At 57.7% G+C, this 21,714-nt stretch carries 17 protein-coding genes; 1 reads left to right on the top strand and 16 read right to left on the bottom strand.

The window, feature by feature from the left end:
- Window positions 1–2: 2 nt before the first annotated feature.
- From BN1241_RS12730 to BN1241_RS01515, 11 genes are all read right to left on the bottom strand, one after another.
- On the bottom strand, window positions 3–203 hold the full coding sequence (locus tag BN1241_RS12730; protein WP_147599181.1) for a hypothetical protein: 201 nt from the start codon (window positions 201–203) through the stop codon (window positions 3–5).
- Window positions 200–4,564, bottom strand: a complete 4,365-nt coding sequence (locus BN1241_RS01560; RefSeq protein ID WP_147599179.1) for a hypothetical protein — start codon at window positions 4,562–4,564, stop codon at window positions 200–202. Before BN1241_RS01560 ends, BN1241_RS12730 begins: the two co-directional genes overlap by 4 nt.
- A 35-nt stretch (window positions 4,565–4,599) precedes the next feature.
- The gene (locus tag BN1241_RS01555; RefSeq protein ID WP_054951970.1) at window positions 4,600–5,415 is read right to left on the bottom strand and encodes an alpha/beta hydrolase; all 816 of its coding nucleotides are present in this window, start codon (window positions 5,413–5,415) and stop codon (window positions 4,600–4,602) included.
- A 235-nt stretch (window positions 5,416–5,650) separates the two neighbouring features.
- Window positions 5,651–6,022: a metallopeptidase family protein gene (locus BN1241_RS01550; RefSeq protein WP_230198235.1), complete on the bottom strand. Its 372-nt coding sequence runs from the start codon at window positions 6,020–6,022 to the stop codon at window positions 5,651–5,653.
- 38 nt (window positions 6,023–6,060) lie between these two features.
- Window positions 6,061–7,158: an ABC transporter ATP-binding protein gene (locus tag BN1241_RS01545; RefSeq protein ID WP_054951968.1), complete on the bottom strand. Its 1,098-nt coding sequence runs from the start codon at window positions 7,156–7,158 to the stop codon at window positions 6,061–6,063.
- On the bottom strand, window positions 7,155–7,646 hold the full coding sequence (locus BN1241_RS12725) for an ABC transporter permease family protein (RefSeq protein WP_147599176.1): 492 nt from the start codon (window positions 7,644–7,646) through the stop codon (window positions 7,155–7,157). Before BN1241_RS12725 ends, BN1241_RS01545 begins: the two co-directional genes overlap by 4 nt.
- Before the next feature lie 1,048 nt (window positions 7,647–8,694).
- Window positions 8,695–9,717, bottom strand: coding sequence for an extracellular solute-binding protein (locus tag BN1241_RS01535; protein ID WP_222704364.1), 1,023 nt, complete (start codon window positions 9,715–9,717; stop codon window positions 8,695–8,697).
- A 58-nt stretch (window positions 9,718–9,775) separates the two neighbouring features.
- Window positions 9,776–11,191: an MFS transporter gene (locus tag BN1241_RS01530; protein ID WP_054951965.1), complete on the bottom strand. Its 1,416-nt coding sequence runs from the start codon at window positions 11,189–11,191 to the stop codon at window positions 9,776–9,778.
- 152 nt (window positions 11,192–11,343) lie between these two features.
- The gene (locus BN1241_RS01525) at window positions 11,344–12,030 is read right to left on the bottom strand and encodes a response regulator transcription factor (protein ID WP_077138224.1); all 687 of its coding nucleotides are present in this window, start codon (window positions 12,028–12,030) and stop codon (window positions 11,344–11,346) included.
- Window positions 12,027–12,767 (bottom strand): sensor histidine kinase, encoded by a 741-nt coding sequence (locus BN1241_RS01520; protein ID WP_222704363.1) that lies wholly within the window; start codon window positions 12,765–12,767, stop codon window positions 12,027–12,029. The genes BN1241_RS01525 and BN1241_RS01520 overlap by 4 nt, the downstream gene beginning before the upstream one ends.
- 174 nt (window positions 12,768–12,941) lie before the next feature.
- On the bottom strand, window positions 12,942–14,180 hold the full coding sequence (locus tag BN1241_RS01515; RefSeq protein WP_054951813.1) for an IS256 family transposase: 1,239 nt from the start codon (window positions 14,178–14,180) through the stop codon (window positions 12,942–12,944).
- Between the two features lie 353 nt (window positions 14,181–14,533).
- Here BN1241_RS01515 and BN1241_RS01510 point away from each other — a divergent pair, with 353 nt between their 5' ends.
- A complete protein-coding gene (locus BN1241_RS01510) occupies window positions 14,534–16,012 on the top strand; it encodes an NAD-dependent succinate-semialdehyde dehydrogenase (RefSeq protein WP_054951963.1) in 1,479 nt (492 codons plus the stop codon).
- Window positions 16,013–16,156: 144 nt separating this feature from the next.
- Here the strand turns inward: BN1241_RS01510 and BN1241_RS01505 are convergent, their stop codons facing one another.
- From BN1241_RS01505 to BN1241_RS01485, 5 genes are all read right to left on the bottom strand, one after another.
- Window positions 16,157–16,930 (bottom strand): SDR family oxidoreductase, encoded by a 774-nt coding sequence (locus BN1241_RS01505; RefSeq protein WP_054951962.1) that lies wholly within the window; start codon window positions 16,928–16,930, stop codon window positions 16,157–16,159.
- A 148-nt stretch (window positions 16,931–17,078) separates the two neighbouring features.
- The gene (locus BN1241_RS01500) at window positions 17,079–17,603 is read right to left on the bottom strand and encodes a nucleotidyltransferase family protein (protein ID WP_187117584.1); all 525 of its coding nucleotides are present in this window, start codon (window positions 17,601–17,603) and stop codon (window positions 17,079–17,081) included.
- A gap of 44 nt (window positions 17,604–17,647) precedes the next feature.
- Window positions 17,648–18,772, bottom strand: a complete 1,125-nt coding sequence (locus tag BN1241_RS01495; protein WP_077138223.1) for an XdhC family protein — start codon at window positions 18,770–18,772, stop codon at window positions 17,648–17,650.
- 23 nt (window positions 18,773–18,795) lie between these two features.
- The gene (locus tag BN1241_RS01490) at window positions 18,796–20,127 is read right to left on the bottom strand and encodes a benzoate/H(+) symporter BenE family transporter (protein WP_077138222.1); all 1,332 of its coding nucleotides are present in this window, start codon (window positions 20,125–20,127) and stop codon (window positions 18,796–18,798) included.
- 42 nt (window positions 20,128–20,169) lie between these two features.
- Window positions 20,170–21,711, bottom strand: coding sequence for a class I adenylate-forming enzyme family protein (locus tag BN1241_RS01485; protein ID WP_077138221.1), 1,542 nt, complete (start codon window positions 21,709–21,711; stop codon window positions 20,170–20,172).
- Window positions 21,712–21,714: the final 3 nt, after the last annotated feature.

Here is a 21,714-nt window from a genome sequence, read left to right as displayed (position 1 = left end):
GCTTAACCCCAGTGGGGTGGGCGGTCTTCCAAGATCTCCCGATCCCGCTGGGACAGTGCAGTCTTCTTTTTCGATTCCGCCTGTCCGGGTTTTCTCCGGGCAGGCGGATCGTCTTTATGTAGTGCCTCTTCAGCAGAGGTGATCTCGCCGCGCTCGAGCCTCTCCCGATCTACTCGGGAAAGGTAGACAGCTCGTTTCTTCACCCGATCTCGTCCTGCTCATCCCCACCCGGCAGATCACCCTCATCTATTGAATCAAGTGACTGATTACCTTCGACTCGGTCACCCTGGTCGGTTCCACGAGCACCATTCTCACCCGTGTTCGCCTCGGCATCGGTGAATGATTGCCCATTGTCTTCCACCGGTGCACCTGCAGGTTGCCGCTGATCGGAATCTGCTGGGAATTGACGGCGGACAACGTTGCGGAGAACGACATCGATTTGGACGCCGCGGCGGCGTAAATCGAGTTCGGAACGAAGTTCATTCACCACGTCCTCCTCGCTTCTCTTGCGCCCATCACTCAGAATCCAGGTCACGAGCTCATCGAGCTGATCATCCGAGTAGGCGGCAAGTGGCATGCCCGGGGAGACCTTGGGACGGGGACCGCGTGACTTCCACATGGGATTGTCCAGATCATCATCCAGGGTGGAGATGTCGAGGTGTGAGGGCAGGGGCTTGCCAACCATGGCCTGCCGCTGTCGCGCTCGGCGCACCTCGTCACGAACGTGATCCACGGCCGCGATGATCCGGTCGACTTCGGTTTGGGGACCGAAGAACACGGAGGTCGTGACGGTGGAGACAACGGTCCAACCGCGTGAGGTGAGCATGGCGGGCCAGAACTCATCCCTGCGCCGCAGGGATGTCTCCCGCGCATACACATCATCATCAATCGTGACAGCCACGGCCCAAGTGCCGGGGATGTCATCGTGACCAACGACGAGCGGAATCACGAGCGAATCGCCACGCGAGTATGCTGCCTGCGCCCGATATCCGCGCTCCTGCAACCTCAGCGAGAGGTCGGTGATGAGGGCGTTGCGGGTGCCTTCCTGCGGGGCGGTCTCTGCCGGGCCCTGCTGGGAATAGGCTTCGAGCAGGTCGACGAGCAGGATCGAGCCCGGTGCTCCCAGCCGCTTGCGGTCAATGTCGCTTGCGGCAAAGGACGAGATAATGGTCAGCGACTTCCGTGGTGACTCGAGTGCGGACACGAGCCCTTCCACACCCGCCGGGGTGGAAAGCTCACCGAAGGAGTGGAGGACCCGGCCGTGCACGGTCTTGCCAAGCCCCACGGTCAGAACAATGTGGTCCCTGCGCAGCCCCAGCGTAGAGAACGCATCCACGACAGTAAAGGGTTCCTTCACGGTCGGGTCGGTCAAGTGACCAAGCGCGGAGGAGGTGCGGGCGACGGATCGGATGGCGGCGCGGATGCGCTCCGCATGTGCCGCATTCAGAGCAATGACACCCACGGATTCGCCGGGCTTGGACAGTGCGAGGTCCACGACCTGCTCGACCACTGCTTCAACTTCCTTCTCGGGCCCCTCAACGAGTCCCGAGGTCGGTCCAGGCACCCCCGTGCCCTCCACGATCTTGAGCTTCGGGGCGGGCCTGGTGGGTGCGCTCGGGAAGACCTTGAGGTCGGAAGCAAAGCCGTTGCTCGCAAGGAAGCTCGCGGTCATGTCATCGTGGCGCGAGGAATGCGTGGGTAGGCTCGCGACGGGCAGGGACTTGGCTAGTGCCGAGACCGCTTCGCCGGAGCTGTGGGCACGGCCCGACACCACGACGGTTCGGCCGCGCAGGAGTGAGGGAACGAGCTGAGCGAGCTCCACACCATCAATGCCATCGAGAATGACAACATCAGCCCACTGCATGGGAGGCAGGAACTGGGCAACAGCCACCGCGCTCATGGCCCACACGGGACGTGCCGACTGAAGCAGGTCACCGTGCTTGGCAATCGCTTCCTTCAAGCCCGTCACACCATGATCGGCCAAGAATCCATCGACCTCGAGGGTCTGGTCCTTCTTCTTGGTGATATGGGAGCGCATGGAGGAGATGACGGCACGGGAAATGTAGGTCGGCATCGAGGCCACGTGCTCACGGTCGAGACGCACAACCGTGGAGATGAGGTCACCGGCCCGGTTTCCTGCTCCTGCCGCGAGCGCCGGCGTGCTGGAAAACATGTGCTCGAACACAGAGGCCAGGTAGGCGGCGTGGAGTTCGTTGCCGGCCCGTTCCGGGGTCACGCCGCGAGTCTGCAGGTCCGCGTAGAGTTCCGATAGTCCGGCTTCCGCGATCTCTCGGTTGAGGGTGTTGCGGCGCGGCAGATCCTGGAGGTCACCGGATTCGCGTGCGAGCACCTGGCAGCGCTGGCGCAGAGCGTGCAGGGGCATGCTCGTCAGCTCATCCTCGGGCAGAAGCTCGGTGATCTCGTCGATCTCTGCCCTAACTTCCCGGTAGGTGTCCTGGAGCTGCGACATTCCTTCCGGAACGGTGGGCCACGAGCCCGGTTCGGCAAGCAGGCGCCACTTCTCACGCTCGCGCTGCACTTGTGCAAGTGCCGAGTGGAGATCGGGGGTGTCTTGGCCGGGGCGGACCATGTCGCGGGCTTCCTTCTTCAGGTGCCTGCGTTCGGTCATGCCCATGGTGGCCCCGTGGCTTGCTCGCCATTCCTTCGATGCTGTTGCGATCAGCATGTCGGCAACGGAGCGTTCGTAAATGTGGGGTCGGAAAACATCGAGGGTGTCGGATACCTCGACCATGAGTTCCAGTTGCTCTGCCCAGTCGTCAAGGGATTCTGCTTGTCGGAGGCCGGTCTGTGCTGCGACTCGCTGGACCTGGTCCATGAGCGCGGGCAGGCTGATATCGGCCAGGTGGGTGACCCGCTCGTGAGCCGTCGTTGCCTCATCTTCGGTGAAGATGTTGCTGCCTGCCCACGGGTTGGTTTCCGAGGTGCGCTGGCCGAGCCTGAGGGATTCATCCAGCTTCGCTGCGGCACCGCGCCGCGCTTCCTCATCGGACAGATCACCAACGACCTGTTCGGATAGGCGCACGCTCGTGCGCGCCCCATCCTCCACCAAGGACATCTCAACGATCTGGGTGAGGAGCTCGTAGGCTGAGACTCCCCACTTGGGTGAGGTCTCGTGAAGCGCGGTCATGAATTCCACGAGCGCTTCCCTGCCCGATTCAAGTTCCGAGTTGCGTTCCGATACGGCTTCAACATCGATCGAGGGCGCCTTGAGCCTCATCCCGGTGCGGAGTCTCAGGGGAACGGAGGAGGACTGACCGAAGTCGGCCACGAGATCATCGAGACCCATGCGTTCCAGCTGCCCCGTGAACGACCGGTGGGCGGCCGTGTTTCCGTACACGTAGAGAACGGACTTGCCGGAGGCGGCAATGTCGGAGGCGATGGAGGCAAGGACCCGGCGCGGGTCTGTTCCGGGTGTCGAATTGATAAAGATAGAGGTGCCCTCAGCAACAGCATCGACGATGTCGAGTTCGGTGGTGTCGAGTTGACCGGCACCGCGCTCCGCATGGGGCGGCCGATCGTACGGGTCAGCCGCGATCTCGGTGGTCGGTTCCTTTTCCTGCACCAGATCGGCAATGAATCGGGATCCGCGGATCTGCGGTTCCATCATGACCAGATCGTCGTGCAGGATCGCCGAAGGTGAGGAAGCGAGGGCAACGAGGGTGGCGCTCTTAAACTCGCAACCTGGCAGGTACACGCGTGCGAGTTCACGGAGCCGGACCAGTGCCTGCTCCTGAGTATCGGAACCATGCGCGAGAGTGCGCACGTCTTCGACCGCTTCCGGCGGTGCCCCGTGCCGGCGTAGCGCAGCGAGCACGGCGGATGACACATCCGCCTCATCTCCCAGCGTCAAGACCGGGTCGGAGGCCGTGGAGGAAACTACGTGAATGGACCTGCGGAGGGCAGGCTCGGTGATTTCCGTGATCTGGGGACCAACGGGCTCACCGACTGCCTCAACCTCGGTAACGTCGATCTGGCCGGTCTCATCAAAGGCGGCACCGAGCTCAACCTCGTCATGGTCTTCATCGGGTTCGACAGGGCCGGGGCGCCCGGCCCTGATCTCGGACCACGTGAGGGTTCCAAGAATGAGGGAGATGGGGGCGGAGCCGTAGGCTTCCTCGAGGGACCTCTGCTTCGCGATCAAAGCGTTGATCTTGGTGCGCGCCCTGGATTGCGCGTCGACTTCGCGAATGAGTGAGGTCAGCGGAGTGGGGCTACCCGAATACAGTTGAGCAGCACCCGTCGGGTGTAGCTGCGACAGGTCGAGAACATCCGGTTCATCAGCAGACAGCACGATGTCATCCGTCCGGTTCTCCAGGTCGGATCGCCATGTCGCAAAGGCTTGAGTCACTGCCGCATAGGCGGCCTGAGAATCGTCGTTCGTGTCCTCGCCGTGGAGGTCATCCTCAAGCTGCGGGGCAGGTTTCGGCTCCGGTTCAGGAACTGCGACGGGCGCTGTTTCCTCCACCTCAACCGGTGAGTCGGCAGAGGGTGCCGACTCCTGTGGCTCGGAGCTTTTCTTACGGAAGAACGATATGGGACTCACCCCTTTACCGTACCTAGTGAAGGGCTCCGAGTCTGCTAGGCAGGGCCGCTTTCGGCAAGCTGGTCAATCATCCACTCCACCATCTGATCCTGCAGGTCATCACCCTCGGGCTCCTGCAGAAGCTCATGGTAGGCACCCGGAATTGTCACAAGCCGGGCGGGTGCTTCTACGAGCCTTGCGGAGGCCACAAATTCTCTCGAACCATCGACGTTTGCCAGCCCATCATCCTCCCCGTGCATGACAAGGAGAGGCAGCTTGCTATCCCACAGGCGAGCATGATCCAGAACCCTGCGCCCCTGAACCGCCATGGAAGCTCCCGTCAGCAGGGGTACCCTGCCCTGGTAGTTCAGCGGATCACGCTCGTACTTGCGTACAGCGAGCGGATCGCGGCTGACCAGCCCAGCATCGAGCTTCACCATCGGCACACCTGGCAAGAGCCGAGAGAGGCGATAGCCCATGCGGGAAACCACGGGTGCTGTCTCCGGGTATTGCCGGAAGGCCGGTCCTGAGAGCACGACAGCATCCACGCCACTGGGATCAATGAGTGCGGAGGCCGCGGTGACCAGGCCTCCCATGGAGTGACCGAAGAGCATGAGACTCTCTGTACGCTTTCGCTCCCCCACCATCGCCCTCGCTACCCGGTGGTCGGCGATCAGGTCAGCCACATCGACTCGGGCCCGCTTCCCTTCGGACGTACCGTGCCCTTGCTGGTCGTACGAGAACACATCAAATCCGGCCGCAGCGAAACGTTCGATGGCGTGCGAGTAGCGACCGGAGTGTTCGGCGTAGCCGTGCAGGAGCAGGATCGTACTGCGGGGCTGACCATTAGCGATGATGTGACGTAGTTCCATACCACTCACTTTCCCACGAAACAGTCACCGGTTCACCCCGGTTGTTAAGCACCAGCTGAACGATTGGTGAATTACAGGATCCCGACAAACATGGATGTGACACCACTGGGCCCCAACCAGGAGATATAGCTTCCGAGGCGACGAGGTTTACACACTGTCGAAATGAGAAGGTGTTCCCCCTGCGCTCAACACAAGTGGTACTTCCTCTCTTGAAGTTGCGTCTACTCCCCCATCTCTATGCCCATCCAAGATCGTGGAGACGATCATCGTCGATCCCGAAGTGATGAGCAATTTCGTGAATGACAGTGATGGCTATTTCTTCGGTAAGTTTTTCTCTGCTTTCGCACAGCCTCAACAGGGGGCCACGGAAAATGAAGATCGTATCGGGCAGGGCTCCAGACCAACCATCGTCTCGATCGGTCAATGCCGTTCCCTCGTAGAGTCCCAGTAGGCCCGGCTGACCATCCACTAGCTCGGTTCCAACCATTTGCTCTTCTGTGGGCTCCTCTTCAATGAGGAACACGACGTTGTCGACAGCATTCATTAGCTCAGGCGGCACCAAGTCAAGGGCGTCACCGACAGCTTCCTCGAACTCTTCTTCAGAAATCTCTACCACGTGGCTATTTTGTCATGCCTGTGGCGTGACTAGTCTTCAGGTGGGATAACCCAGCCGTCACGGATCCGAAACCAGGCTCGTTCTCCAATCTGGCGTGGAGGCTTTTGCGTGGAGTCGTGAGCGACAAGCGTCCCGAAATCCGTCTCAATGTCATAAACCATATGGGTTCGGGCGAATCCTGCTTCGATAACTTGTCCAAGCATGAATCCTTCCCTCTGGGGAGCGTCGGAAAGGTCCACAGATTCGGGAGGAACAAACACCGTGACGGGGCCATTTACTACGCTGTCTTGGCACGGCAATGACACTGTCGCCTTGCCAAGTCTCACATGCGCTAGATTGCCTGTCCTATTGATCGCCCTCGCAGCAAACCCGTTGACCACCCCCATGAGCTCCGCAACGAAAGCACTGTTTGGATGCTGGTAAACCCACCGCGGTGTACCTTCTTGAACAATCTGACCGTCATTCATGATCGCGATCCGACCACCCAGTGCACAGGCCTCGCTAATGTCATGGGTGACGTAGATTGCGCTCATCCCCATCCTGCGCACTTGGGTGGTGATGTCCTTGTGAATTGCGTGCCTTAGTGCCACCTCCACGTGAGCAACGGGCTCATCAAGTAGAAGTACGCGCGGCCTACGGACAATAGTGCGAGCAAACGAAACTCGCTGACCCTGCCCACCTGAGAGGACATCCGGTCGTAAGTCGGCAAGCCCCGCGATATTCATCATGGTCATGCCAATCTCGACCAGATCATCGCGGCGACTGTCACTCATCATTGCGTCATCTAATCCGAAAGCGACATTTTCTCGGACTGTTAAGTCGGGAAAGAGTGCCGGCGTTTGGAACACCAAGCCGGTTTTGCGATGCTGTGGTTGTTCATCACTGATATCGCGCCCGTTGATCAAGATCCTCCCACCTGCATGGGCATGCAAGCCGGCAATAGTCCGTAAAAGAGTTGTTTTTCCTGATCCCGAAGGGCCCACCAGACTCAGTATTTCACCTTCATCAACACGAAGGTTGACACCCCTAATTACTGGTTTGTCAAAGGAGACGTTCAGGTTTCGCACCACCAGTCCCGTTTCGGTATTGCCGTGCTCACGGTGATTTTGCCGTTCCAGTTCCGTCACGCGTTCTTACGTCCCTTTCCTTGAAATTCATGAGTTGCAGCGTAGGCAAAAGCTAGCATCGGGATAATCGCCGATACGACCCCGAGAGCAAAAACGTGCTCATCCCACCCTGCCGATGCCAGTGTCAGAAGATTCGTGGATGGGACGGCATAGCCGGGAGGTTGCACAAACAGGATCGGTGAAAGCCTCGTCAAGATAATCCCTGACAGGATCGCCATCATGGCGACCAGACGTGGCGCCACGGCAGGGAGTACCATAAAAACGGAACGAAGTCGGCCGGCCCCGTTATCGAGTGCAGCATCGTAAAGATCTGTAGTACTCCGTAAAATCCCACTCATTGTCAGGTGTGCTATCGGAGCTGCGATGGAGAGGTACGCAATTCCTACCGCAATGTATCCTCCAGCGAATGCTCCACCGCCAACGAGTGACGGAAGCACAGGTGTCTGTCCGATGATGACAGCATTGCGAAGCAGGGACGAGAGAATCATTCCAATGGCAGTTTGAGAAACAAGAAAGCTCAGGATCAGGACAAAGGAAACGACGAACGCCGAGCTTGATCCCCGCCTCGAGAGTCGCGCTGTCCACAGACCAACCAGGGACGCACTCACAACTATGGCAATGACCGTTACCAGTGTTGTCAGTACAGTACTGACGTTGAGAACCTCCCCAATATTTACGCCAAGTGCTCCTACGACAATCACCAACAGGACAAGTCCAATCAGAGCCAGCAGAGCAAAACTCAGGAATTGGTATAACCTCTGCCTCCCAAAGTAAGTACTGACATCAGATTGACCGAATGCGAGCAGGCTACTGGCAGACCATGAGGACGTGATCGTCCTGGTGAGGTAAATCGCCAGAAAAACGGCCGGTAGTAGAAGTGCGAGAGTCGCACCGATAGCGGCACCAGGTTGCATCCCGGCATTCAGCCCCCGATAAATATGGGATGCGAGATAGCTCTGAGTTCCGCCGTATACCAGGCTTACCGAAGGATCCGATGCCGCAAAGAGCGATGCAACCATTCCGCTAACAACAAAGGACCATCTTCTTCTGCTCCCGAAGAGGCGCCTAGCAGTTCTGCGAGGCTCGAGTCCCAATGTCGCGCTCGCAAAAATAAGATTGTCATGGACCAGCATGAGGGTCCCTACCTGTAGCAGGAATGCAATCGGCAGGTTAGCTAGCGCCTGCGACAGCACAATGACTGCCGAGCCGTACGGATCAAGGTTAAAAGGTTCTTGGACCAGTGCGGTCGCTAGTGTCAGTGGAGCGAAGGCAACAGGAGTACAGGCACCAAATCCAATTAGGACCCTGCTTGTCCGGGGCCCAGTGCGGTAGTAGAACGCTAACGGTACTGCCACCAAGGCAGCCAAGTAGCCCGAGGAGAGTCCCATAACCCACGTTCTTTGCACCACCGGCAGAAGATGGGTCCCCTGCTCTCCAATAGCAATCCAATATGCAGAGAACCAAGCGAAAGCGAGGACCGCAATGAGACCAGTACGAACACTGACCCGATTTCTCTTGACCTGCACCGACGGCGGGCTAGTACGCACCGTTGCGGACCTCGTTCAACCAGAGATTGATCAAACCGGCTCGGCTTGCTCCAATTTCCTGAATATTCCAGCCATAAATTGCAGTCTCAAGTTCCTCCAACTGCCCGATTAAGTTCGGTTCGAGCGACTCACTTACCGGTAACTGGTTCTCAACCTGGGCGCCAATTTGCTGCCCTTCATCCGAGACTACGTAGTTAAGGAACTGGACTGCGGCATCCTGTCTCCTACTTTCCTCCAAGACTGCGATTGCCCCAACTTCGAAACCCGTACCGTCGGATGGATAGATTGCAGAAACGTCCGCTCCAAGGAGCTTTTCAGTTTCACAGTAAGGGGCGAAGGAAACCCCAATGTCGGCTCTTCCCGACGCGACGAGATGAGCCGGGACCGTTCCCGAATCCGTGTATGAGAGCACGGCTTCGTCGAGTCTTTTCATATAGTCCACCATCGCACTCTCACCTCCCAGCCGTTCTACCTGGACAGAGAGGATCGTGGCCGCAGTTCCAGAACTCACCGGGTTGGGAAGAACAATTCGGTAAGAAGAGTCGCTGTTGAGTTCCGCCCAGGTGGTTGGTGGCTCAATCGAGTTGGTAACGCAAAAAGAAAGAATACCTCCGTAGATTCCGTACCATCGCCCTTCTGAGTCCTGCAACCTGTCCGGTACTGATTGAGCTTCAAGTTCAACACTTGCAAGATGACCCTCACGGGCGGCAATGGCATAGGCGTCTGCAGGTCCACCCGTCCAGACATCGAACTCTCCAGATTCCTTGGGAACACGCACTCGAGTCAAGGCTTGAGATGTGGGCATACGAACCACGGTGACCTGTTGCCCACTCTGCTCTTCATAAGCCGCACTGACGGCCTCACATGCTGAAACATTGTTTGAGCACAGAACCACAAGTTCGGAAGCACCAATCCGGGGTACTACGACCAATCCGAGCGCGACGGCGGAGAGGATTACTAGTGTGGCAATTGTGGGCAGCTTTGCCCGCCACCAGCGAGACCGTACAAGCATAATTGGCAGTGTATCCGCCAGCATCAAGTGCTGGCGGATACACGTCATGATTGAGCGTTTACTTGGTGTCTTCCACCATGTCGCGGAGTTTTTCTTCCCGCTCGATCATCATCTTCCGCTCATCTCGTCCCAGCACCCACATAAAGACGAGAGCCAGAAGAACAACCCCTACCAGGCAGGCGAATGTTACGTCCCAGCCAAAGTGCTTGACCAGCAGACCAACGCCAGTGGAGGCGAGCGAAGCTCCAAGCAGGTATCCAAACAGTCCTGTGAAACCGGCTGCTGTTCCCGCGATGTTCGTAGGAGACATGTCAATTGCCATCAAACCAATGAGCATGACCGGGCCGTAAATCAGGCCACCAATGATTGCGATCAGAACGTAGAAGATCCATAGCGGAGCCGACGCGGGAATCTGCCAGTAGAAAACTAGCGCGATTCCAACTCCCAGGATGAAGACTAGTCCCGCACCGGAACGCCATCCCTTGAACACCTTGTCAGACATCCAACCGCACAGCAGGGTGCCGACAATTCCAGCAAGCTCGTAGATAGCGAAGCCGATGATGCCATCCGTGATGTTTGCGGCGTGGATTTGATTCGTCAGGTAGATCGGAATCCAGTTCAGGACACCGTAACGGAGGGTGTAAACAAATACATTGGTCAGTGCGAGCAGTACGATCACTCGGTTGGTGAGGACGTGCTTAAACAGCTTGTCCTTCCACGGCATCTCCAGCTCTTCAGCGGTCTCGTCAACCTTCGCCGGGTCTTCTCGCCATTCTTCAATCGGGGGAAGACCGACTGCCTCTGGCCTGTCGCGAATAAGAATAAAGGCAATGACTGCGACAACGAGAGCGACAATAGCAGGAACCCAGAACGCCGGAGTCCAGTCAGCCTCATTGCTCGCAAACTCAGACAGGGCCCAGGCTGACAGAATACCGACGCCGGCACCGCCAACATTGTGGGCGCAATTCCAAATCGAGGTCATCCAGCCACGTTCATTGGTCGAGAACCAGTGCACGAGTACACGCCCGGAAGGCGGCCAACCCATTCCTTGGAACCAACCGTTGATGAACATCATCGTGGCAAAGATGCCGACCGACGCCGTCAGAATCGGAACGAAGGCAAGGAGGAGGTTAACGATCGCGGACAATGCGAGTCCGAGCGGGAGGAAGTAGCGCGCATTCGCCCGGTCGGACAGCATGGCCATGAAGAACTTGGAAAGACCGTAGGAGAAGAGAACAGCATTCGCAACAATGCCCAATCCCAGTGCGTCAAGCACATTGTGTTCTTCAAGTACTGCAGAAACAATCGATACGTTGTTTCGAATCAGATAATAGCCTGCGTAGCCTAGGAAAATTCCTAGGAATGCTTGCCCTCGGAGGCGCTTATAGAGAGGCGCTTGCTCTTCTTCCGGAAGGCGGGGTGCGACGCTTGGAGCTGCTAGCACGCCCAAACTCCCTCTAGATTTTTCAGCCATGAAATATCCCTTACTCAGTGGGGCACCATCACTCCAATGTCAACGGCACCGTTCACTGAATATCCTGGCTATACCCGGGTAACACCACCACAGCCCCAGGTAACACTTGGTAACAACGCTGTCACCAAGAGTGAGGTCAGCCAAAGAAATAGCTATTCCTCAACGTTCAAGGAGTAGCCCAGACCCCTGTGAGATTCGATCTCGAGGCCCTCAACCTTCAGATTGGCCAGTTGCCGCCTCAGTCTGTAGATGGTCGTCTTCACCATTTCACGCCCGCCAACGGTCTCGGTCGTCGCCCATGCTTTATTGAGGATTTCCCGTTGGCTCACGATGTCACCCCCGGACAAAGCCAGTAACAACCGAACTTCCGTGTCCGACAGATCCAGGTGGCGACCCTTCCACGTTGCCGACAACCTTGTGCGGTCAATCAGAAGTGAACCGTACTCCACAAAATCCTGGTTAGCTCTCGAATTGGACCGGCGCACAATTGCCTGTGCTCTCAACGCGAGTTCTCGCGGACTAAACGGTTTCGTCACGTAGTCATCAGCCCCAGCCTCCAAGCCAGCAATCCTGTCCTTCTCCGCACCGAGGGCGGTCAGGAGGATGATGGGGATGCTGGACGACAACGTGCGAATCCGATGCGTAAGGTCGATACCTGATCCGGAAGGCATCATGACATCCAGGACAACAATATCGATCGAATAGGTGTTGAGAATTCGCCACGCATCGGCCACATTGTGGGCGGTATGAAAATCAAACCCCTGCACTTCCAGCGCAAAGGAGACAATTGATGTCATTTGCTTTTCATCATCGACGATGAGGGCAACCGGCTTAGTCACAGGCGCCCACCGCCTGCCGGCAAGGCGACGAGAACGGCCGTTCCATATCCTTTCTCAGAGTCGATCATTATTTTCCCTCCGTGTGCTTCAACGATTTGCTTGGTTACCATCATGCCAATGCCGCTACCTGGCCTACGGGAAGAACCCGTAGCAAATGGCGTGAATAGCTTTTTGAGATCCTCCTCCCCCATACCCGAACCCGAATCATTCACGGACAGGAGCACTCCCCCGCTCTCAGAAGGCGAGATACGCACCGACACGGGCACTCCCTCGCCCGCGTGCCTTGCCGCATTATTGACGAGATTCCAAACGAGCTGACGAATGAGTTTCGGATCCGAAGCAATCGGCATTGGGCCACCTCGAGCATCCACATGAATCGGTACGCTGGTTACCTTTCTCAAGTTCCGCGCAGTCTCGTAAACGACATCCCGCACATTTACGGTTTCCCAATGCTGAATTTCCGGGTTCTCAGCCAGGTGCACCTGTGCAATAAAATTCTCCGAAATGTCGATAATCTGCGATAAGTTTTCGGTAATTGTTTCAACAAACTCGAGCTGTCGATCATTGAGTGGTCCGGGAGTTTGCTCTGCAAGAAGTTCTGCAGCACCACGAACGAGTGCCAGCGGAGTTCTAATTTCATGAGCGATGATGGCTGGCCTTCGTTCTCGCACCTCAGCCTCATCCCGAAGTTCCCCAACCTCGTATTCCAGTCTCTTGATCTTGCGAATCAACACCACGCAGGTACCCGAACTGACTAGCAGAAGTATCAGAAGCACAGTGAGGAGAAGGGGCATCTTCGAATCCTCTCACATGGCGCACAAACTCGCCGCAAAGCGACTTACCACGGTCAAGTCCCGTGTAGTGGTGTAGCGGTCTAGCTTTCGGCTCGGTATGAAGTTCGGGGTTTTGGGTTAGGCGGTTAGCTGGTGTTGGTCGCCATGATCACCTCCTGGGTGGTGCATGAGGTGTTTGGTGTGTTCGAGTGCGGACAGTGACATGTAGCGCTTTTGTTGGATCCAATCGTCGTGTTGCTCGGCAAGAACCGCACCGACAAGCCGGATGATGGATTCGCGGTTCGGGAAGATGCCCACGACATCGGTGCGCCGGCGGATCTCCCTGTTTAACCGCTCGGTGGGGTTGTTCGACCACACCTTCGTCCAGACTGGTTTCGGCGCTGCGGTAAACGCCAACACCTCATCAAGCGACTCCTCCAGATAGGCCGCAACCTGCGGGAATTTCGGCTCCAACAAGTCGACGACCTCCCGGGCTTGTCCCCAAGTAGATGAGGCATCGGGTTGCTGGAAGATGGTCTGGAACATCGCAGAGACCATCGGCCACTGTGTCTTCGGGACCTTTTCGTAGAGGTTTTTCGCGAAGTGGGTGCGGCACCGCTGCCACGACGCATCAGGCAGCACTTCAGAAATGGCGTGCTGGATGCCTTCGTGGGCGTCACTGGTTATAAGGAAGACACCACAAAGCCCGCGGGCTTTTAAGTCCTGGAAGAAGCCTTTCCACGATGCGTTGGATTCCGCAGTGGCGACATGTATGCCGAGCATTTCGCGGTACCCGTCAGCGTTAACACCGGTGGCCAAAAGTACGGAGCATTTGACCACCCGGCCGCCTTCGCGCACTTTGATCGTCAATGCGTCGCAGGACAGGTAGGCGTACCCGCCGGGATCGAGTGGGCGGTTTTTGAAGTCTGCGACCATCTCGTCGAGTTCTTCCGACATGCGCGATACTTGGGATTTCGACATGTTGGAAATCCCAAGTGTTGCCACCAGGTCATTCATCCTACGGGTGGAAACCCCTTTGAGGTAGCAGGTCGCGATCACAGTCGATAAGGCTCGTTCGGCCCGTGAACGTCGCTCTAACAGCCAGTCCGGGAAGAACGCGCCGTGGCGCAGCTTCGGTACCGCCACATCGATCGTGCCGACCCGGGTGTCGAGGTCTCGGTGACGGTACCCGTTACGGTGGTTGACCCGCTCAGCAGAAGCGACGCCGTATTCAGCCCCGCAGACGGTATCAGCCTGGGCGGAGAGGATCTGGTTGATAAACCCTTGCAGCATCTGACGCATCAGATCCGGGGAAGCCTGTGCCAGCAGATCGTCCAGATAGGTTGCAGGGTCGATAGAATGCGGAGCAGCGGTCATCGTTACGTGCCTTTCGGTGAGATGTGGTAGTTGAGTCGAAAGGTTACTGACGGTGGCCGCCCCAATATTTCCCAAGGCCCACCATCAGAAAGCGTTACACCACACTAAGGGACGCAACCCTTACCACGTGCCCAAAAACCGCAGTCTCACTCCATTTCACAGAATCACCTGTGTATTCCGGACATTTCATGAATCAATCTTCTTCGTTGTTCCCTGGAGCCTTCTCTCCAAGCGATTTATTGAAAGGAGTGAAGTCCCGAATCTCCGCTCAAAAAAAGATTCGATACTCGCACTGCTTCCCGCCGAGCAATAGAGTGGAAGGGAATGAAACGCACACTTCGAAGGAGAAGGACATGACCGAGCACAATATCGCTGGCCTCCTGGCCCATATCCCCACCAATCTTTTTATTAACGGCGAGTTCCGTCCCTCTGTAAGTGGTGAGCGATTCAATGTCCTCAACCCTGCGACCGGCGAGGTCCTGACAACGGTTGCCTCTGCAACTCCAGAGGAGGGTATCGAGGCTCTGGATGCTGCGGTTGCCGCGCAGGAAGAGTGGGCGGCAACCTCTCCCCGGTTCCGTGCGGATATTCTCCGCAAAGCCTTTGAACTAGCAGCCACGAAATACCGCGATGATCTGGCGTTGATCATGACGTTGGAGATGGGAAAACCCCTCGACCAGGCTCAGGGTGAGGTCACGTACGGGGCAGAGTTCCTGCGCTGGTTCTCCGAAGAAGCCACCCGTATTCGCGGAGACTACTTCCGCCTTCCCGAAGGTCACCTTCAGGCACTCGTCGTGCGCCGCCCGGTTGGTCCCTGCCTTTTCATTACTCCCTGGAACTTTCCTCTTGCCATGGCCACCCGCAAGGCCGGCCCCGCCTTCGCGGCCGGCAACGTAGCCATCCTCAAGCCGTCGAAGGAAACCCCGCTCACTGCCCTCATGTTTGCGAAGATCATGGACGAAGCGGGCCTACCCAAGGGCGTTCTCTCCGTCATTCCTTCCAAGAACTCCCGAGAAATCACGGGCCCGATCATTGCCGACCGGCGCCTGCGCAAGCTGTCCTTCACCGGCTCCACTGCCGTGGGCCGGGCACTCCTTAAGGAGGCGGCCACGAACGTCCTGCGCACCTCGATGGAGCTGGGCGGAAACGCACCCTTCATTGTGTTCGAGGATGCCGACGTTGATCGCGCTGTCGACGCTGCCGTGGCGACAAAGATGAGGAACATGGGTGAGGCCTGCAACGCAGCCGACCACTTCTTTGTTCACACCGACGTGTATGACGAGTTCACTTCCAAGCTCACGAAGGCACTTGCGGCACACAGAGTCGGTGACGGTCTCGAGGAAGGCACCCAGGTTGGTCCGCTCGTCAGTCAGCAGCAGCTTGACGATGTCACTGGCCTCGTTGACCGTGCAGTCAAGGGCGGCGCCACAGTGGAAACCGGAGGTAGCCGCATTGGAGACGAAGGTTATTTCTTTGAGCCAACGGTGCTAACGAATGTTCCGGTGGACGCGGAGATCATGACCGAAGAAATCTTTGGACCCGTAGCACCCGTTGTGCGCTTTGAGGACGAGAAGGAACTGGTCAGGATCATCAATACGGACACGGTTGGCTTGGGCGGATATTTCCACACCAACGACCTTCCCCGCACCCTCCGCCTCGCAGAGAAGCTGGAGATCGGCATGCTCGGCGTCAACACCGCCACCATCTCCAATGCAGCGGCTCCCTTTGGCGGGCTCAAGCAGTCTGGACTTGGTCGCGAGGGTGGGAAGGAAGGAATCGAGGAATACCTCGAAACCGTTTACGTGGGATTGCCAGCCCCCGATCTGAGCTAACCACAATTCCAAACCGGTCCGACTACTAGTTGGTTCAGATGGATTTGGAAAGCACTGTGCCCGGTCTCGATAGAGACCGGGCACAGCACAGCAAGTTGTTCGTCACTTTGTTAGTCACTGCGTTTTGGCAGGTGACATGGCTACTTACACTGCCGTGTATCCACCATCAACAATGAAGTCGGAGCCGGTTGCAAACGTGCTTGCGTCGCTTGCCAGGTAGACGGCAATGCCAGCGAGTTCTTCGGCTTGGCCGAGACGGCGTTGCGGGGTCACCGACTCCCACTCCTCACGGAGCGGAGCGAGCTCTGCCGACTGGAGCAGTTCGGTGGCAATGTAGCCGGGGCTAATCGTGTTCACACGGACACCGCGGGTTGCCCACTCGACTGCAAACGACTTCGACATGTGGACGACTCCGGCCTTGGAGGTGTTGTAGTGGATCTGGGGCTGGGGAACGTTAACGATCGAGGCGGACATCGAACCGGTGTTGACGATCGAGCCACCACCGTTTTCCAGCATGTAGCGACCAGCTGCCTGGGTACCGTAGAACACCGCATGCATGTTGAGGTTGATCATCTTGTGCCAGTCTTCGACCGACAGGTCCTCGGCCGGAACGTTGTGCGCCATGCCAGCATTGTGGAATGCGGCGTGCAATCCCCCAAAGTCGGCAACGACCTGGTCAACGAGCTTGCCAGCATTTTCGGGGTCCGTCACGTCGACGGCGTATGCCTTGGTCTTGCGCCCCGTTGCTTCGGCGATTCGCTTTGCGGCTGCTTCGGCCTTTTCTTGGTTAATGTCGACGATTGCAACGTCGGCTCCCGCTTCTGCGAGTCCCGTTGCGAGTGCCTCACCAATGCCCTGCGCCGCACCGGTCACGTAGGCTACCTTGCCATCAAGTTTGAACTTATCCATCACGGTCATGCCGTTCTCCCTTTCCTGGGTTCCGTCTCACGCTCTTGGCGTGACGTACCTCCAGGATACAAACAAGACCATTCAAAGGGAAGAGATTTACTCTAACCGGGCAAATGGTACTTAAGTCATATATTGCTTAAAGTTCCTGTATTAGAATTTACCGAGTAGCGGTGTGTTCTCGTTCGAGAATGTAGTCAATGTCGATGCCTGATGCGAGATCACCGCATTCGATGCTGGCAACGCCAAGTTCCTTGAGGATCGGTCCGGCTCCAATGTCACCGTGGACCCGTGCTCTGACGGTTTGGATGAGCGGTCCGGGGATCTTGGCCGGATGGCCCGGGAGTCCGTTGAATGTGGCTCGAGCAAGCGGCGCCTCACTGAGCAGCACTCGGCGCACGACGTTGGCTCCGATGTCCGGGCAATCAATGAGGTGGATGGCGAGACAGTCCCAGGTACTACCGACGAAGTCGAGGCCCCGACGAAGGGAAGATCCAATACCTTCGCTCCAGTCGGGATTGTGTATCTCGATTACTCCTAGGGGCATGGGAGGCCTAACCGCACCGGTGACGACAAAGACCTCGTGGCAACCACCATCAACAAGCGCCGCCACAGATCTTTCCAGCCAGTCATCGACGAGAATCTTTGGCTTGCCGTAGCGGCTTCCTGCCCCGGCAGCAAGCACGATCCCTCCGATTCGCTCTTGTCCTTGTACAGCCTCCGCGTGGGTCACGGCTGAGTCACCGCTGTCTCCAGTTCCCTGGCAAGAACATCACCCGTGCGTTCGGCTGTCGATACTCGGGAGAGCGACTGCCCGGTCCCACCGTGGCGTTCGGCAATGAGTTCGGCAGCGACTGCGACCGCAACCTCCTCGGGTGAGTATCCGCCAATATCCAGGCCGATAGGGGAATGGAGTCTGCTGAGTTCCGTTTCGGTCAGTCCGCGAGCACGCAGCTCCTCCATCCGTTTCTTATGAACCTTGCGGCTCCCCATTGCACCGATGTATCTGGCTCTTGTTGCGAGCGACTTTTCGAGCAGGGGAATGTCGAATCGCGGATCGTGGGTGAGGATGCAGATCGCGGTCTGTGAATCGATGACGGTTTGGTCGAGGTAGTCTTCTGGCCATTCCACAACGACCTCGTCAGCATCGGGGAACCGGGCCGGTGTCGTGAACACGGGGCGGGTATCGCATACTGTGACGTCGTATCCCATGAACTTGGCGATGCGGCACACTGCCGCCGCGTGGTCGGTGGATCCGAAGATCACCATGCGTGATGGCGGGGTGAGTGACAGGACAAAGGCTCGTGCATGCACGGGTTTGTCGAGCCAGTCGCATGCGATGTCGATGATCGACCCATCATCGCGGCTCACCGTATCGAGCGCCCTCCGGTCGAGCTCTCGATCAACGTGCGGAACATGGGTGGTGCCATGCGATTCTGCCCGCAAAACGAGTCTTGTTTGCCCGGCTCCGTCGCCATCCAGGATCGTGCAGAGTGCAACGGGTGTTCGCGAGAGGACCGCGTCATGGAGTGCTGCGAGCCATCCGAGGGACGGATCGATGTATTGAATGACGACATCGATCCGTCCTCCGCACGTCAGCCCAATGGAGAGCGCATCACCATCACCAACGCTGTACCGGACCACCTGAGTGTCCCCTCCCGCGATCACCTCTTGGCATCGCAGGTAGAGGTCGCTTTCCACGCAACCACCCGAAACGCTTCCGACGACTTCGCCGGTGGAGCTGACCGCCATGGACGATCCCGGCCTTCTGGGGGCGGAGCTCCATGTTTCTGTCACGGTGGCAACGGCAAATGGTTCTGTCCAATGCACAATGCTGCTGAGAATGTCACGCATGATGCGCTCTCCTACTCTGGTGGCTACCTCTGGCTGGGCGTTTCGATGTCTTCGTCGAAATCGTCTTCGCCAACCTCAATGAATTCGGGTTGCACCTCGTCCTTGTATCTGAAGTCCTTGGACTCCAGCAGGAGGGCTGTGATGACTCCTCCAACGAGTGACCAGAACGGGGCCGAGATGTTGAGTAGTGAAACTTCACTCATGGCAATTATGAGCGCGACAAGCGCACTGACCTGGAATTGCCCAACTCCGAAGCTGCCCTGGAATGCAGTGAGGAGCACGCCGATCATGGCGAGACCGGCCAGTGTTGCCGTCAATTCGCTCGGCAGAATACTGACGGTTGCAACGGCAACGCCAGCAAAGACACCGAAGGCACCGAACAAGACGCCGTTAACAACGGCGGCCGCGTAGCGGCCTTCCTTCCTTTCACCGGCCTGATCGGAGGAGCAGATCGCGGTCATTGGGCCAGCAATGTTGGCATTGTGTCCACCAAACAGGGGCGCGAGGAGGCCTCCGATGCCGGAGATGATCGTCATCGAGTTGAATGGGATCTTGTACTTCTGCGACATCAGCACTCCCATGGCCTGCGCATTCTCAGCGCCGATGACCAGCAGTACGAGCGGGAGGCCGATCGCGAGGATCGCTTCAAAGCTGAACTGCGGAGCAACAAGCTGGGGTGCGGTGAAACCAATTCCGCCCTCCACGGTGTTGAAGGATCCGGAGATGAGGGCCGCAACCACACCGAAGATCAGCGCGCCAATGACGCCGGGGATCTGCTTGGTGAAGCGGCTCATGAGGATGTATCCGACGATGGCGGAGAGGACGACTACCGGCAGCGCAACCGCAGCGCCAACAACGCCAACCCCGAATCGGATGAGTGCTCCCGCGATCATCGCCATGACGATCGGATACGGCATCCAGTTCGCCACTTGTCGGATCAACCCCGAGAGGCCGATGAGGAGGACGATGACACCGGCAGAGAGGAATGCCCCAACGAGTTCGGCGAAGGTGAATTCACCAAAGCCGCTGATGACGAGAACTGCTCCTGGAATGGAGAAGGCCCCGACGATTGGAAGCTTGTAGTAGAGCGCCATGAGGAGCGAGATGAGCCCGCCGAAGGCGTAGATGCCGAAGATCCAGGACGCTGTCTCGGTGGCGGTGAGCCCGCCCTGCTGTGCGCCGTTAATGACAATGAGTGCGGGTCCCGTGCATCCGAAGATTGCCGCGACAACGCCTGCGCCAATGGTGGCGGCGTTAAGGTTTCTTGGTAGGTCACGACGGCCGGCACGGAACCCCGGTCCTCGTTCAATGAGGTAACGTTTTTCTGATTGTTGATTGTCTTGACCGCTAGCCATGATTATTTCCCTTTATGTCAATGCTGGCCGTGGAGGTACCGACTACTCGGTTTCGTATTCGCCTGAAACGAGCTTGCGTCGAAGAATCTTTCCGACCGGGTTCTTCGGCAACTGAGGAATAAGCCGCACTTCTTTGGGGCGCTTATAGGGAGAGAGCGGCGCTTCGTTGCGCAGCCAGTCGTTGATTTGATCGAGGAACAGCTGCCTATCCCCCATTTGTACTCGCGGCACCACAAACGCGGTGACGGCCTGTCCCCACTTGTCATCCTTAAGGCCAACAACAGCCACTTCTGCGACGTTGGGGTGGCGGGCAATAATGTCTTCCACCTCGATGGGGTGAACGTTTTCGCCGCCGGTGATGATCATGTCATCGACGCGACCATCAACCCACAGGTCACCATTCTCGTCGATGTGGCCGAGGTCGCCGGTCCGGTACCACTCGCCGTGAATCGCTTTCTCATCGGCATCCGGCCTACGCCAGTAGCCCTGGAAAGCTTCATCGGAGCGCAGTGATGCAACAATCTCGCCAACGTCATTGGTTGGCAAGGAGTCAAATGTCCCATCCGGGCTCGGGTCCACAACGCGAAGTCGTGACAGCAATCCGGGGCGTCCCGCACTACCTGGCTTCACTCCAGCCTTGTTTTCAATCGCGTACGTGTAGATTTCGCTGGAACCGTAGTGGTTGACGAAGACCTCCGGCTGGACCTCACGATCCAGCTGTTCACACAGGCTGGAGGTCATAGCGGCACCGGCGAATGCGAGTTTCCGAACCGACTTGGCCACACGAGATAGTTGCCCGGTTTCAACAATCGACCAGTACGCGGTGGGCACGAGATAGAGCGCTGAAATCTGTTCAGACTCAATGAGCTGAATGGCGCGCTCTGCGTTGAAGATCGGTTGCTCAACAAACTTGCCACCCACGATGATCATGGAGATGAGCGAGCGTATCCCCATCGTATGGTACATCGGCATCGCACCCAGCGTGGACTCATCGTACGAGTACTGGCATTGCATGACGTGGGCGGATGATGCGGCGTACTCGTTCAATTGGGTACGGGGCACACCCTTCGGCTTCCCGGTGGTACCGGAGGTGTAGAGCATGACCGACGGGTCATCGGGTCCAACAACAATGTCCGGAGCCTTCGTTGAGGCCGCGGCAACGAGATCCTCAAACGACTGGCTACCTTTCAAGGTCGTGTTTCCGGCATGAAGAATAATGGGCTTGACTGACGCACCATCGAAGGCCTTTTGGGCAATGGCTGCGGCAACATCGTCGACGATGACGACGCGCGGCTCAGAATCGTCGAGGCAGTAGGACAGTTCAACGGCGGATAGCCGGATATTAAACGGGGTCGACATGGCACGGATCTTTTGGAGTGCCAGGTGGGTGGATGCGAGCACTTCGGAGTTGGAGAGGAACAGGACCACTCTGTCGTGCGGTTCCACCCCAAGCCCCAGGAGGGCGTTCGCTATTTGATTGGTTCGAATATCCCATTCACGGTAATTCATGGGCCGCGAGCCTGTGATTGCGGGCTTCTCAGGAAACCGCTCCACAGTCCACGCGAATGCGCGAGATACTTCCATAAC

The organism is Flaviflexus massiliensis, from assembly GCF_001375495.1.
GTDB lineage: Bacteria > Actinomycetota > Actinomycetes > Actinomycetales > Actinomycetaceae > Flaviflexus > Flaviflexus massiliensis.
The sequence above is the reverse complement of the archived record's forward strand: the minus strand, read 5'-3'. Positions and strand labels throughout refer to the sequence as shown.

What these genes read in the sequence shown, in the direction of transcription:
- BN1241_RS01555 (WP_054951970.1), bottom strand. Translation starts at nt 5,415, where the DNA reads ATGGAACTACGTCACATCATCGCTAATGGTCAGCCCCGCAGTACGATC.
- BN1241_RS12725 (WP_147599176.1), bottom strand. Translation starts at nt 7,646, where the DNA reads ATGATTCTCTCGTCCCTGCTTCGCAATGCTGTCATCATCGGACAGACA.
- BN1241_RS01535 (WP_222704364.1), bottom strand. Translation starts at nt 9,717, where the DNA reads ATGCTTGTACGGTCTCGCTGGTGGCGGGCAAAGCTGCCCACAATTGCC.
- BN1241_RS01530 (WP_054951965.1), bottom strand. Translation starts at nt 11,191, where the DNA reads ATGGCTGAAAAATCTAGAGGGAGTTTGGGCGTGCTAGCAGCTCCAAGC.
- BN1241_RS01515 (WP_054951813.1), bottom strand. Translation starts at nt 14,180, where the DNA reads ATGACCGCTGCTCCGCATTCTATCGACCCTGCAACCTATCTGGACGAT.
- BN1241_RS01510 (WP_054951963.1), top strand. Translation starts at nt 14,534, where the DNA reads ATGACCGAGCACAATATCGCTGGCCTCCTGGCCCATATCCCCACCAAT.
- BN1241_RS01505 (WP_054951962.1), bottom strand. Translation starts at nt 16,930, where the DNA reads ATGACCGTGATGGATAAGTTCAAACTTGATGGCAAGGTAGCCTACGTG.
- BN1241_RS01495 (WP_077138223.1), bottom strand. Translation starts at nt 18,772, where the DNA reads ATGCGTGACATTCTCAGCAGCATTGTGCATTGGACAGAACCATTTGCC.
- BN1241_RS01490 (WP_077138222.1), bottom strand. Translation starts at nt 20,127, where the DNA reads ATGGCTAGCGGTCAAGACAATCAACAATCAGAAAAACGTTACCTCATT.
- BN1241_RS01485 (WP_077138221.1), bottom strand. Translation starts at nt 21,711, where the DNA reads ATGGAAGTATCTCGCGCATTCGCGTGGACTGTGGAGCGGTTTCCTGAG.